Consider the following 270-nt stretch of genomic DNA (forward strand, 5'->3'; position numbering starts at 1 on the left):
ATTGTTCATTTGTTTTCATTCCACCACCACTTTCAGCAATTTCTCCCCAATCCGCACAAGATAGACACCGCGTGTGGTTGGTATCGGTAGTTGTAGGGATGATTGCGGGGATGATTGTAGGGGCGGGTGGGGGGGGGGGTGGGGGGGCGGGGGACGCCCCGCCCCCACCCGGAATGGTGGCACCCCGCGGCCCGTTAAATCCTAGCTTTTGGAGTTTTTATAACCCTCCGGAACCCCCTCGATAGGGGTGAAAAAACCGCCAGGCACCGG

1 protein-coding gene is annotated in these 270 nt (G+C 58.5%); it reads right to left on the reverse strand.

Annotated elements, in window-relative coordinates; genetic code table 11:
• Window positions 1–15: 15 nt before the first annotated feature.
• Window positions 16–168: a hypothetical protein gene (locus ASC50_RS07275; RefSeq protein WP_158648507.1), complete on the reverse strand. Its 153-nt coding sequence runs from the start codon at window positions 166–168 to the stop codon at window positions 16–18.
• Between the last annotated feature and the right edge of the window lie 102 nt (window positions 169–270).

This window comes from Candidatus Symbiothrix dinenymphae, assembly GCF_001431085.1.